The following is a 13,464-nucleotide window of genomic DNA, read 5'->3' as shown; positions in this document are numbered from 1 at the left end:
GCGGGCATCAGATAACGCCTTCTTCAACGGTGTGCGGGGTGGGTAGGCGTTCGAGGGTCTGCGCCACTTCCAGCAGACTGGCGGCACCGAATAACTGGCCCATGGGCAGTTCCACGCCCAGACGGCTGCGCAGCATTTCGAGAAAGCGCGTGGCCAGCAGGCTGTCGCCGCCCAGGCGGAAAAAGTTGTCGTGGCGCGAGACGCTCGGCACCTTGAGCAAGTGCTGCCAGAGCTCGGCGATCACCTGTTCGCCGGCGCTCAGTGGTTGCTCATCCATTGCGTCCCGTGGCTGGGCAGCGGCGCTCAAGGGGGCGAGCAGCGCACGACGGTCGACCTTGCCATTGCTGCTCAACGGCAGGCGTTCCAGCACCAGGATCTGTTCCGGGCGCATGTAGGCCGGCAGGCACTGCTCCAGATGCTGTGCGAGCACCTCGGCGCAGGTGCTGGCCGTAACGGCGGCCATCAGTCGGTGGTCGGCGACCAGCGCCACGGCGCTGTTCACACAGGGGTGACGCGCCAGGGCGGCTTCGATTTCGCCCAGTTCGATGCGATGGCCACGGACCTTCACCTGGCTGTCGGCGCGCCCGAGAAACTCCAACAGGCCATCGGGGTGGTAGCGGCCGAGGTCACCGGTGCGGTACCAGCCATCGACAAAACGCTCGGCATTCAGCTGCGGCGCGTGGCGATAACCACGCGCGACGCCGGCACCGCCGATCCACAGTTCCCCCGTGACCCAGTCCGGGCAGTCACGGCCCAGGGCATCGACTACCCGGTAGGCCTGGTTGGCCAGCGGCACGCCGTAGGGGATCGAACGCCAGCCCGGCATTGCCTGGCGTACTTCAAAGTGGTTCGACCAGATCGCCGCTTCGGTCGCACCGCCGAGGGCGATAAAGCGGCAACCGTGGGCCTGCTCTCGCAGGCGTTGCGGCAGATCAAGGCCTATCCAGTCGCCGGACAGCAGAGCGACCCTCAGGTCCAGGGGCTGGCGGTCTTGAGCGTTGGCTTCCAGCAGCATGTCGAGCAGCGCCGGCACGCTGTTCCACAGGGTCACGCGGTGCTGTTGCAATGCCTTGAGCCAGGCGCGGGCATCGCGGCGCTGGTCTTCGTCGATCAGCACCACCGCGGCGCCCACCGAGAGCAGGCCGAACAGGTCATACACCGACAAGTCGAAGTCCAGCGCCGACAGTGCCAGGCCCCGGTCGGCGGCTTGGACGCCATAACAGCGGTTGATTTCGGCCACGGTATTCATCGCCGCGCGGTGGGTGATTTCCACGCCCTTGGGCTGGCCGGTGGAGCCGGAGGTGTAGATTACATAGGCCAGTTCACCCGCTGCGAGAGGCCGTGGAGCCGCCAGCGGTTCGGCCTTCAACGCGGTGGAGGGCTTGACGTGCTTGACGCCGGGCAGTTGCGGGTCGTGCTCGGCGAGTATCAGGGTCACGCCGGCCTGTTGCAGGATGCGCTGGCAACGCTGCAACGGCTGATCGACACCCACCGGCAGATAGGCGGCGCCGGCCGCCAGAATGCCCAGCACACAGGCTACCTGCTGCGGCCCTTTGGCCAGGGACACGGCCACCAGGTCGCCGGGTGCGACACCTGCGTCCATCAGACTGTGGGCGATACGCAGCGCGCGGTCGGCCAGTTCGCCGTACTTCAGCGTGCCGTGTTCACCCCATAACAAGGCGGGGCGCTGCGGAGCGTGGCGCGCCTGTTCAAAGAAACCCTGGTGCAGCGTCGGGTCGCCCGGCACGCAGTCGACCGGGGCGTTGAGTTGGGCACGCCGTTGCGCTTGGACCTGGGGCAGCAGGTCGGGTGGCGCGCTGTCCCAGGTGTGCTCGGCCAACCAGTTGAGGCTCTGCAGGTAAGCGTCAAACATCGCTTCAACCAGGCCTTCGGGAAACAGGCCGACCACACGGTCCCAGTTAAGGGCAATGCCACCGTTGGCTTCGACGACCTGGTGGTCGAGCCACACTTGCGGGGTTTGTGTCAGGCCGAACACTTGGTGGGCAAACGGGCCGTCCACCGGCGCCGCCGTGCCATCCGGGACGCCCAGGGCGCTGGTGAACACCACCGGCATGCTCACCTGTTGCTCGCCATTGCCCCGGGCCAGCTGGCGCAGCAGGCTGACCGAACCCACGCAGCGATGCTCCAACGCCTCGCCCAGGGATTGTTGCGTACGCCGTGCACGGTCAACCCAGCGATCACCCGCCACGGGCACATACCCGAGCAGGGTCAGCGATGTGAAGTCGCCCATTACCTGGTCGATCTGAGGGTGTACGGGGCGGCGATCGAACAGTGTGAGGTTGAGGCTCAGGTCCGGGCGTGCACTCCAGCGGCCGAGGGTTTCGGCAAAAGCGCAGAGCAGTACCGCCGAGGCGGTGAGCCCCTGTTGCTGGGCCTTGGACAGGATCGCTTGCCAGGCGCTGGCATCAATCTGCCCTTGCAGGCGTTCAAAGCGTGGTCGGCCCAGGCTGGCGGGGTCGGCGGCCAGCGGCAACTGCGGATGCGGCGGTAATTCGGGCAGGCGTTCCTGCCAGAAGCGCTGCGCGGCGTGCAGCTCTTCAGGTGCTGCGGCGCACTGCAGTTGGTAATCGCGAAACGACAGATCCAACGGGGCCAGCGCTATGTCGGGCTCGCGGTACAACGCATCGAGTTCGGTGTAGAAACGCAGGATGCTCAGGGCGTCGAGGATCAAATTGTCCAGGCTGATCGCCAGGCGTGTGTGCCGGCCGTGGGGCACCGTTTGCACATCGAACAGCGGCCATTAGTGAGGGGCGAACACGCGATGGGCACAGTGTTCACGCAGCTCTTCCAGGCTGGCGTGGCCCTGGCCGATCACGAAGGCCGGCACTTGTTGCAGGATACGCGCCTGGCCACTGTGATCGAACACAGCGCGCAGCATTTCGTGGCGTTCGATCAAGCACTGCAAGGCGTGTTGCAGGCGTGGCAGGTCAAGGTCCTCGACGTCGTATTCACGGTAGAAGTGGCAACTCACGCCCCCTAGCACCAGGCTGGGGTCGCGGCCCAGCCAATAGGCCTGCTGCACCTCAGTCATAGGGAAGGGCGCGTGGCGTTGCGCCAGGTCTGCAACAACGGTGTGTGCGGGTTCGGCCTGTGCCTGTTGATGCAGGTCGACACAAAACTGCGCCAGTACCGGCTTGGCAAAAACCTGGGCGATACGTGCACCGCCCAGCCCTTGTTCGGCGAGCAGGCGCACCAGGCGGGTGGCGCTCAGGGAGTCGCCGCCCAGGGCAAAGAAGCTGTGTTCGCGGCACACCTCACCACAGCCAAGCAACTGCTGCCAGGCGCGGGCCACCTGTTGTTCGATAACGCCGCAGGGCGCCGTCAGGTTGGCCTGCTGCACCGGGCTATGCTCGGCAAGCCACGCGTGCAAGGCCTTGCGGTCGACCTTGCCGTTGCCGGTCAAGGGCAGCTGCGCGCAGCCAAGGATCAGCGAGGGAATCATATACGCCGGCAGGCGCTCGGCCAGGCCCGGCAGGTCGATCTGCACAGGCTGCATGGCGCCGTGCGCCAGACGGACCACCGCCGCCAATTGCTGGCCGGTCAGCAACACGACCGCGTGCTCCACGCCTGGGCAGGCCAGCAGCGCCTGCTCGACTTCGCCGGCCTCGATGCGGTAGCCATGTAGCTTGAGCTGAAAGTCGCTACGCCCGAGGAACTCCACAGTGCCGTCGGGGTGGTAGCGCGCCCGGTCGCCTGTGCGGTACCAGCGCAGGCCTTGATAATCGACAAAACGTGCGGCGCTGCGTACGCGGTCGCCGCGATAACCCTGGGCCACCCCGGCGCCGCCGATCCACAGCTCCCCGGCCACCCAGTCCGGGCAGTCATGGCCCTGGTGGTCGACGATGCGCAGGCTGACGTTGTCCAGCGGTTTGCCGTAAGGCAGGCAGTGCCAAGCCAATGGCTGGCCGGGTAGGGCTTCGAACAGCGTCGAGTGGATCGCCGCTTCGGTGGCGCCGCCCAAGGCCATGAAGCGACAGCCCGGCGCCTGGGCCCACAACCGTGGCGCCAGGTCCGGGGCGACTTTGTCACCGCCGAGCAACACCGCACGCAGCGGCAGGCGCGCGTCGGCCGGGGCGCAACCGAGCAACATGTCCAGCAACGCCGGCACGCAGTTGAGCACGCTGGCGCGGTGCTGCAAGGCCAGTTCACGCCAGCGCGGGGCATCGCGCTGCGCTTCGGGCTCGATGCCAATCACCGCCGCGCCGGTGGACAGCGCAGCAAACAGGTCGAACACCGACAGGTCGAACTCCAGCGCAGAGAGCGCGAGGATGCGGTCATCGGCGGTCAGTTGGAGGCGTCGTTGCAGGTCTTCCACCGTGTTGGCGGCGGCCAGGTGGCTGATTTCCACGCCCTTGGGTTCGCCAGTGGAACCGGAGGTATAGAGGATGTAGGCCAGGTCGCTGACCGCACCGGGCCGGGACGCGTCCAGCGCGGGGCCCGCAGGTGGCAGGGCCTTGAGCAGCAACCGCGCATCTGAGCTTTCGCAGATTTTCTGGCAGCGTGCGTCGGGCTGGTCGATGCCGATCGGCAGGTACGTGGCGCTGCAGGCGAGGATGCCCAGTACCGCGATGACTTGCTCGGGGCCCTTGGGCAGTTGCAGCGCCACGACATCGCCGCGCTGGATGCCTTGGTCTTCCAGGTACGCTGCAACTTGCAGGGCCCGCTCGGCCAGCTCGCCATAGCCGATGACGGTAGAGTGGCCCTGCAGCAGCGCGGGCAAGGTGGGCGTCAGGCGTGCCTGGGCAAAAAAAGCCTCATGCAGGCGCTTGACGGGCAGGGCAGCAGGCTGGCCTTGCATGGTTTGGCGCAGGGCCAGTTGCTCGGCGGGGATCAGCGCAGGCGGCGCCTGATGCCAGGCGTCCGGGTCAAAACACAGGCGTTGCAGCAGGTCGGTATAGGCCTTGAACACGCCATCCAGCACACCGTCGGCGAACAGCCCTTCACGCGCATCGAGGTTGACCAGGATGCCGCCGTCCAGCTCGGTGACTTGCGCATCGAGCCACACCTGCGGGCCTTGGGAAATGATCCAGGCCGGCTGGCCGAAGCTGGCCTGTACGCCCTCGGCGAACAGCTCACCCAGGCCCAGTGCGCTGGTGTATACAACGGGAGCCAGCACTTGTTCACCGCGTTGGCGGGACAGTTCACGCAACACCTCCAGGCCGGAAAACGCGCTGTGTGCGACATCGCTGTGGAAGCGGCGTTGCAGGGTGGTGGCGCGTGCGGCAAACGTGCCGGCGACCCGGCCGTCCCAGGCCAGCAGGATCGACGAAGTGAAATCCCCGACCAGGCGATCAACGTCGGCATGCAGCGGCGTGCGGTTGAATAGCGGTAGGTTGAGCAGCAACTCGGGGGTATCGCACCAAGCACCAAGAGCTTCACTGAACACCGCTGCCAACGCCATGGCCGGCGTGAGCCCATGCTCCCGCGCCTGGCGTTCGAATGCCTGGCGTTCTGACGGCGGCAGCCAATGGTGACGGCGGCAGACCTGGCGGTCATCGCCCTGGGGCTTGATCGGCAGGCTCGGCGCACCGGGCAATTGATCGAGGCGCTGCAACCAGTAGTCGCGCGCCTGTTGGTGACGATCCCGCTGCTCGGTGCTGGCCTGTTCCTGGCGCAGGTCAGCCAGGTAGCGGGCAAAGGTGTAGTCCAGCGCGGGTAGGGGATGTTGGCGGTACAACAGCACCAGGTCGCCGAGCAGGGTGCGCAGGCTCAAGGCATCGGCGGCGAGCATGTCGAGGTTCAGGTGCAGGCGGGTGCCGTCGGGCAACAACGACAGCTGGATATCCAGCACCTGGCCTTGCTCCACGGCCAACTTGCGATGGGACAGCTCGGCGCGCAAGGCTGCCAGCCGTTGTTGCACCTGTTCGGCGCCGGCCTGGCGCAGGTCATGCACCGTGAGCCCCGGCCACGGGCTGTGCGCGAGGACCAACTGGCGGCCGTCATCGAGAAACTGCGCCCGCAACATCGGGTGCCGCGCGAGCAGGGCACGCACCGCGGCTTCCAACCGTATCGGGTCAACGTCGTGGCCATCGAACTCGTTATAGAAGTGCGCGGCCACGCCACCCAGCGCTTGGCCAGGGGCGCGACCGATCCAGTAAGCGTGCTGCATCGGCGCCAGTTCGAACGGCAGCCCGTCATCGGTAGCGGTGCTGACCGGCGCGGGGGCCGTGGGGGCGGTGTCAAGCAGGGCCAGCCAGCTACATAGGCGTGGGTCCGCCACCAAGTCGGCGAAACGCGCGGCCAGGCCCTGGCGCCGCCATTGGCCGGCAAGACGGATCAGGGTGACGGAGTCCAGGCCCCATTCGATCAGGTTGGCCTCCAGGGGCACCTGGTCGGCGGGCAGTCCAAGGGCGTCGGACAGGGATTGGCGCAGCAGTGTTGCGGTTGAGGTGCTGGGAGTGGCCATGGCTCAACGTCTTCTCATCGCTAGGGCCCGGGCCGGGGTTGGCCCAGGCGCTGGGGGCAGGCAAATGCATGGGGGGAGATGCTAGTCATTCTCATTTTGGCGACTACCCGGATCGAATCGTTTTTGCCCCGTATCCGTTTGCCCAGTGCCGATTGCACGGGCGCAGTTGCGGGACATGGCGCCGATACGCCGCGCGATGCGGTTGGAAAATGACTTGAATCGGGTAGAGCCCGGCCCACGGCCTTGACTACCGTCGCTCGCCGCCCTCTTGCAGGGCCTCTTCATGGAGTTGCGGATGTCTGTCGATTCGGGTTTACAAGTGCGCGGCCTGCGCAAGCGCTACAACAATGGCGTCGAAGCGCTGCGCGGCGTGGACCTGAGTGTTGGCCCCGGGATGTATGGCTTGCTCGGTCCCAACGGCGCCGGCAAGAGCAGCCTGATGCGCACCCTGGCGACCCTGCAGCTGCCGGACGCCGGCAGCATTCACCTGGACGGCGTGGACGTTCTACGCGGCCCCGACCATCTGCGTCGCCGCCTGGGTTACCTGCCGCAGCAACTGGGCGCGTACCCCGGCGTGAGTGCGCGGGATTTGCTCGACCGGTTCGCCTGGCTCAAGGGCCGTACCGATAACCGCCAGCGCCGCGAGGAAATCGAGGCCCTGCTGGATAAGGTCAACTTGCAGCAGGCGGCCCACCGTGCGTTGGCGACCTATTCGGGCGGCATGTTGCGCCGGTTCGGTATCGCCATGGCACTGGTGGGCTCGCCGCGCTTAGTGATCGTCGATGAGCCAACGGCGGGCCTCGACCCGGCCGAACGCAACCGTTTTCATCGAGTGCTGGCGGATGTCGCCGCCGAATCCATCGTGCTGCTCTCGACCCATATCGTCGAAGACGTCGAGAACCTGTGCAGCCGCCTGGCGGTGTTGGCCGGCGGGCAGATTATTGCCGAAGGTCGCCCGGCCGACTTGCTCGCTGCCGAACAGGGCCGCTTGTGGGAAGCGCCGTTCAGCCGTGGTGAATCGTTGCCCGAAGCATTGCATGTGGCCGCCAGCCCGCAAGGCAGTCGCGTGATCGTGCACGGCGAGCGTCCGGCAGACTCGCGTTTCAGCCCCCACGCGCCGCGCCTGGAGGATATCTATTACCTGGCGCTGGCCCAGGCCGGCGAGGCGGTGGACGCATGAATACCTTCGCCTTGCTGGTGCGTGAAGCCTGGGTGGAAGTCCGCGCCGGGCTGCGCAGTGGCATTCCCTTGTTGGTGTTTCTTGGCCTCACCGGCTACCTGCTGATGTCCCTGACGAATGCCGACTATGTGCAGAAAATGGGCGCCAGCGACATCGCCCGCAATGCACCCAGCCTGATTTACTTGATGTCGTGCGGTTGCATGTTCTTCCTGTTTTTTGCCTGGGCCTGGGTGTTTGCGCAGCCGGCCCTGCGCGACCGCAAGGCGCAGTTGGAAGAGGTGCTGCTGGCCTTGCCGCTGTCGCTGCCGGCGCTACTGTGGGGGCGTTTTATCGGCGCGGCGCTGGTGGGTGGGTTGCTCGCCAGTGCGTTGATTGTTGGCTTTCTGGTCAGCCCGGTATTGGGCTGGCTCGGTTGGGTACCAGCGGCGAGTATCGGTGCGCCGGTGTGGTCGGCGTTGGCCTTTGCCTGGGTTGCCTTGTTGTTGCCGGTGAGTACGGGGATCGGTGCGTTGTATTACCTGCTGGCGTTGCGCAGCCGTGGCCTGGCTGCGCCCTTTGCCCTGGCGACGGTATTGATGCTGCTGTGGATGTTTGCGGTGGTCGTACTCAAGGGCGGGCATATCAACCCGCTGTTGGCGGCCAGCCTGGACCCGTCGCTATTTACCTTTGCCCAGGCCCAGGTCGAAACCTGGAGCGCCGCGCAGAAGTCGCAGTCGCTGCTGGCGCTGACGCCAGGGTTCTGGCTCAACCGCGCATTGTGGTGTGTGTTGCCGCTGCTGGTGCTGGCCGTGGTGTTGGCGCGCACCACGCGCCAGGGCCTGATGGGCCGGCGCAGCGGTGCGGTGCTGGCGGAACCGCCGATGCTGCGCAGCCGTGACGTGCAATTGCCGGGTCCGTTGACGGCCAGTCGTTGGACGCACGCGTTGTGGCATGAAGCGCGCTGGCAGGTACGCCAGTTGTTTGCACGGCGGATCTGGTGGGTGGCGCTCGGCTTGCTGCTGGTGATGGGCGTGCTCAGTGGTTTTGTCCACGGCGTGTGGCATGCGCGCGGGCCGATGGTGCCACGGGCGGATCTGACCCTGCCGCTGTTGTCGAGCGCGTTGTTCCTGGTGATCGCCTTTATTATCGCGGCGCTGGTGGGCTTGGTGTGTCGGCGTGATGACGTCGAAGGCCTCGGGGCGATGTTGCAGGCGACCCCCGCACCGACCTGGCTGCGATTGTTCGGCCGTACGGCCTGTGTGTTGTTGGCGACCCTGACCTTGGCGCTGGTGCCAGGCATTGCCAGCCTGCTGATCAGCGCCATCGCTGCGCCCGATAGCATGGCGCCGGGCTTTGTACTGGTCTACCAAGCGCTGGTGTTCGCGCCGCCGCTGCTGGAACTGGCCGCGCTGACGGTGCTGGTGCACGCGTTGATTCGCCGCTCGGGGCTCGCGTACGCCACGTCGATGCTGCTGACGTTTTTCCTGGTGCTCAACCACGAATTGGGGCTGGTCAGCTACCCCGCCTATGCGATAGGGATACCGGCGCATGTGGCGTTGTCGCAACTCGCCGGCTGGGCGCCCTGGTTACCGTATCTCGGCACCCTGGCAGGCTGGAAACTTGCAGGTTGCGCGGTGATGGTCGGCGTGGCGTCACTGGTGTTGCCTCGCGGTCCCGAGCGCCGCCGTTTCGCTGACGTGCGCCAGCCGTTGCCGCTCGCCGTGTTGGCCCTGGGCGCCTTGAGTCTGCTGGGCAGTGGCGTGGCTTTGCACCATCACCTGGTGGAGCAGGGCGACTACCAATCGGTGGCCGAGGAGCGTGTTGAACGCGCCGCCTGGGAACAGCGCTGGCTGCCGGGCGCAACGGCTTGGCAGGTGGCGGGTGGGCGCGTGCAGCTGCGCGTGGATTCTGCTGCGCGTCAGGTTGAGGGCCAGTGGACGCTGGACGCCGTGGTGGCCAACCAACTGGATGCCGAGTTGCCGCCAGGCTTGCAGGTGACGGCAGTCAGCGTGATGGGGCAACCGGTCACGTTCGAACAGGCGACCGAGCACCTGCGCGTGCCCCTGGCACCTTGTGCGACGAACGCCTGCACTGTGGCATTGAATTGGACGGTCAGCGCCAACGGCTGGCCGTCGGAAGGCGAAGCGTTCTGGTTGGGGCCGCAGGGTGTGTGGCTGCAAGCGCGCCGCGTTATGCCGCGCCTGGGGCTGGACAGTGAGCGGCTGCTGCGTGCGCCGGTGCAACGCAGCGAGGTCGGTTTGGCAGCCGACGTGCCCACCTTGGCGGCAGGTTCCGCCGTCGCTGTGGAGGCCATCGCGCCGGCGGGCGACTGGCAATGGCACGTTGAGATTGATGGACAGGACTTCAACGGCCACAGCGCGGCGCCCTTGGATTTTGCCTACAGCTTGCAGGCAAAGGCGGATGCCAGTCGCCAGCAAACGGCTGTTGAAGTGCGCGAAGACCTGGACCTGATGAGCGCCTGTGTGGCGCGACGCCTGGGCAGTCGCCCGGTGGTGGAGGGCGTGAGCCAGTGGCCGACCGGCATGGGCGACAGCCGCTTGAGCCACGGTCAGCTGTTGCTCGCCCAATCGCCGGATTGGGACGTGGCCGCGACCGGCGTCGGGCGTTCGGCACGCCGTGCGCATATTGCCGAGTTGCTTGCCCGCCGGGTGTTGATTGACGCCAGCGACCTGCGCCAAGTGCCGGGTTACCTGTGGTTGAGCCAGGGCGTGGCGGGCGCGATCGGCTTGCTGTGTGTGGCGGATGTAGACGGTCCTGAGGCGCGCGCGGCACTGGTGAAACTCATGGCCGATGACCTGACCCGCGCGCTGGGCAATGACGGCGAACCCGTCGGCACCCTGGCTGATGCCCGCGAGCAGGGTTGGGCCGCCACTTATGCAGCGCTGGCGAGCCTGGCATGGACCACCGAACAAAACCCCGAACAACTGACGGCAATGACCGCCGCCATCCGAAACGGCCAGGGATGGCCGGCTGCGATCCAGCCCTTGTTGGGCGCGCCTGATCCTCACGCGATTGCCGCTGCGCTTGAGCGCTGGGGCCCTGCGCAATGAATTCGAACCATCCCTGCCTTTTGGAGCTTTGTCATGTCATCTGCACTGTTTATCCAGCCGCTGCGTCGTCCCCTCGGCTGGCGGGCCAACGTCTTGACCCAGGCCATGGCGCTGGGCTTGTCCAGCCAGATGTGCACGGCCTATGCCGCTGACTATCAGCCGCAGGCCTCCGCGGAGGCCATCGAACTGGCACCGCTGACGGTCAGCGCGCGCTTGAGTCAGGAGAGTGCCAAGGACATCCCCTTTGGCCTTTCGGTAATCGATGGGAAAACCCTCGAGACCCGGCGCCTGCGCACCCTGGAAGACGCGCTGCGCACCACGCCGGGGGTGGATGTGAACTCCTGGGGCGGCGCCAATGACGCCAATGTGCGTATCCGTGGTGTCGGTTCACTGAACCAGATGAGCATGGATGACGGTTCGGTGGTGTTGAATGTGGACGGCGTGCCGATGTCAGTGCGCAATGCCGCGCTGGCGACGCTCGACGTGCAGCAGGTGGAGGTGCTCAAGGGCCCGCAGGGCACCTTGCTGGGGCGCAACAGCGAGGCGGGCGCGATCAACGTCACCACCCGCAAACCGACGCGCGAGCTGGAGGGGTATGTGCGCGGCGAAGTGGGCAACCAAGGCCAGTTCATGACGGAAGGCGCCGTGGGCGGGCCGTTGACCGACTCGCTGGCCGGGCGTATCGCGGTGCGCCGCAGCGGCTTTGATAACTGGGTCGATGACCAACAGGACGGCGACCCGCTGACCAAACCCCGTGACTTGGCCCTGCGCGGCAGCCTGCTGTGGGACAACGACCAGGGCACCACCGGCCTTTTGACCGCCGAGCGCCAGCGCGCCGAGCACTATGCGGGCCTGGAACTGCTGCGTCCGTTTGGCAATCGCCCGAGCCTGGACTACACGCCAGGTACCTTTGATGGCAACCAGAAGACCAACGAGCGTTACTCCTTCGAACTCAACCACGACATGGCGCAGTCGCGCATCACCTCGATCAGCGCCTACACCAGCACCGACTTCAATGCCGTCAAAGGCTACGATCGCAACATCACGCGGGCGTTGTACGGTTCCCCGTTCGAATACCTGATCGAAGACTCGGCCCATGAGCGGGTATGGAGCCAGGACCTGCGCCTGGGATCACTGGCGGATGCCGATGTGTTTTGGGTGACGGGTCTCAACCTGTCGCGCTCCGAACGCAGTTTCGATTCCAACAACTTCACCAATGGCGCGCAACAGTTGCGCGACTTCAGCACCAACAGCTACGCGGCCTATGGCGAGGTGACGTACCCGATTGCCGAAGACTGGAAACTCACCACCGGCCTGCGCCACACCTGGGACCGCAAGACCTATGGTGCCGATTATTCCAGTGGCGGCGCGCAGATCAGCGACAGCCGGCGTTTGCAGGACAACTACAGCACCGGACGCGTGGCGCTGAGCTACGCGCTGACGCCGCAGACCAACGTGTACGCGGTGCTGTCACGGGGCTATAAGTCGGCGGGGTTCAACGACTACGCCACGTCGATCAAGGACAGCGAGCCCTACAAGGCCGCCAAGGTGAATTCCGCCGAACTGGGCTTCAAACATGAAAGTGCCGGGGGCGACCTGAGCCTGGAAGGGGCGTTGTTCATCACGCGCGTGCAGGACGACCACCTGCTGGGCTACGACTTCAACACCCTGGCGGTCAGCGCAGTGAACGCCGACACCCGCAGCAAGGGCGCCGAGTTGTCGACCACCTGGCATGTCACCGATGAACTGACCTTGGGCAGTGCCGTGAGCTACACCAATGCGGTGGTGACGTCGGATGCGCCGGGTGTGTCCGGCGGTGACGTGGCGGCGGGCAGTCGCGTGCCGGATGTGCCGCTGTGGAGCGGCAACTTCAGCGTCGCCTGGCAAAAGAACCTGGGGGCCTTGCTCGGGTTGCCGGCGCCGCGCCTGAACACCTTGCTCAATTACCGCGTACAGAAAAACCGTCCGGCCGACCCGCAGAACCACTACGACCTCAAGGGCTACGCCAAGCTGGACCTGCACCTGGGCCTGGAGAGTGGCGGCTCAGAGATCTACCTGTGGGTCGACAACCTGCTGGATGCACGCTACGACCTGTACGGCTCGTACTCCACCGACCAGGTACTGACCGGCATGCCGGGACGCGGGCGTTCGGCAGGCGTGGGGTATAGCTACCAGTTCTGACCGACCTGTAGGAGCGAACTTGCTCGCGAAGAGCGCCCAGGCACCGAGATATATCAGGTTGTCCGGCTAGCAAGCTCGCGCCTACAGCCAGATCGCATCCCACAATGGGTACTGACCGATGTGCTCGACTAGGCCAGCGCGCAAAGGATTGGCGATGATATAGCGGGCCATGGCTTTCAGGTCGTCTTCGCGACGCAATGCCCGATCAAAGTAGCCCTTCTGCCAAAGCGCTCCATGGAAGCCCTTCACGGCATTGATCGTTCGTGCACTTCGCGATTTGGTTATTCGCATCAACCTCGGCAAATCACCGTTGTGCAACTCCACCAGCCAGTGAAAATGATCCGGCATGATGACCCAGGCCAGTGAAGTTGCCTCGCCGTCTACTTGGGCTCGCCTGAATTCGCTGACCAGTAGTCGACCGATGCGCCAATCCTGAAAGATTCGTTGTCGTTGGTGGGTAACAGCGGTAAGCAGGTAAATACGGCCAGTTTTGGAGTAGCGTCCTAAGCGCAGGCGATGTGCGTTTTGCTGGGTGGACATTCCTTCGTCCTCTTCTGTGGATGGAAGAGAAACGGTAGGAGCCATCAGCGTCTATTGCCGTTTAACAGTAGTACCAGATATGTCCC

At 65.6% G+C, this 13,464-nt stretch carries 6 protein-coding genes; 3 read left to right on the top strand and 3 right to left on the bottom strand.

Annotated features, from left to right (window positions below; genetic code table 11):
• Window positions 1–7: 7 nt before the first annotated feature.
• Both ACP7C6_RS06660 and ACP7C6_RS06655 read right to left on the bottom strand, forming a co-directional pair.
• The gene (locus ACP7C6_RS06660; protein WP_426108453.1) at window positions 8–2,746 is read right to left on the bottom strand and encodes a non-ribosomal peptide synthetase; all 2,739 of its coding nucleotides are present in this window, start codon (window positions 2,744–2,746) and stop codon (window positions 8–10) included.
• A gap of 15 nt (window positions 2,747–2,761) precedes the next feature.
• Window positions 2,762–6,427 (bottom strand): amino acid adenylation domain-containing protein, encoded by a 3,666-nt coding sequence (locus tag ACP7C6_RS06655; protein ID WP_426108452.1) that lies wholly within the window; start codon window positions 6,425–6,427, stop codon window positions 2,762–2,764.
• A gap of 295 nt (window positions 6,428–6,722) precedes the next feature.
• Between ACP7C6_RS06655 and ACP7C6_RS06650 the strand changes: the two genes are divergently transcribed.
• Genes ACP7C6_RS06650 through ACP7C6_RS06640 form a run of 3 tightly spaced genes read left to right on the top strand, consistent with a single transcriptional unit; the run spans window position 6,723 to window position 12,838 of the window.
• Window positions 6,723–7,607 carry an ABC transporter ATP-binding protein gene (locus tag ACP7C6_RS06650; protein WP_426108451.1) on the top strand — a complete coding sequence of 295 codons (885 nt, stop codon included), beginning with the start codon at window positions 6,723–6,725 and terminating at the stop codon, window positions 7,605–7,607.
• Complete coding sequence (locus ACP7C6_RS06645; RefSeq protein WP_426108450.1) at window positions 7,604–10,657, top strand: hypothetical protein; 3,054 nt, start codon at window positions 7,604–7,606, stop codon at window positions 10,655–10,657. Before ACP7C6_RS06650 ends, ACP7C6_RS06645 begins: the two co-directional genes overlap by 4 nt.
• 33 nt (window positions 10,658–10,690) lie before the next feature.
• Window positions 10,691–12,838 carry a TonB-dependent receptor gene (locus tag ACP7C6_RS06640; RefSeq protein WP_426108449.1) on the top strand — a complete coding sequence of 716 codons (2,148 nt, stop codon included), beginning with the start codon at window positions 10,691–10,693 and terminating at the stop codon, window positions 12,836–12,838.
• A gap of 81 nt (window positions 12,839–12,919) precedes the next feature.
• On the opposite strand, the gene ACP7C6_RS06635 is transcribed toward ACP7C6_RS06640, so the two are convergent.
• Window positions 12,920–13,378 carry an REP-associated tyrosine transposase gene (locus ACP7C6_RS06635; RefSeq protein WP_426108448.1) on the bottom strand — a complete coding sequence of 153 codons (459 nt, stop codon included), beginning with the start codon at window positions 13,376–13,378 and terminating at the stop codon, window positions 12,920–12,922.
• Window positions 13,379–13,464 lie beyond the last annotated feature (86 nt).

The organism is Pseudomonas sp. TWR1-1-4 (assembly GCF_049897165.1).
Taxonomy (GTDB): domain Bacteria; phylum Pseudomonadota; class Gammaproteobacteria; order Pseudomonadales; family Pseudomonadaceae; genus Aquipseudomonas; species Aquipseudomonas canadensis.
This window is presented reverse-complemented; position numbering and strand designations above follow the sequence as displayed.

Bases quoted from the DNA above. Each gene is read 5' to 3' on its own strand.
- ACP7C6_RS06655 (WP_426108452.1), bottom strand. From the start codon at position 6,427: ATGGCCACTCCCAGCACCTCAACCGCAACACTGCTGCGCCAATCCCTG.
- ACP7C6_RS06635 (WP_426108448.1), bottom strand. From the start codon at position 13,378: ATGTCCACCCAGCAAAACGCACATCGCCTGCGCTTAGGACGCTACTCC.
- ACP7C6_RS06640 (WP_426108449.1), top strand. From the start codon at position 10,691: ATGTCATCTGCACTGTTTATCCAGCCGCTGCGTCGTCCCCTCGGCTGG.
- ACP7C6_RS06650 (WP_426108451.1), top strand. From the start codon at position 6,723: ATGTCTGTCGATTCGGGTTTACAAGTGCGCGGCCTGCGCAAGCGCTAC.
- ACP7C6_RS06645 (WP_426108450.1), top strand. From the start codon at position 7,604: ATGAATACCTTCGCCTTGCTGGTGCGTGAAGCCTGGGTGGAAGTCCGC.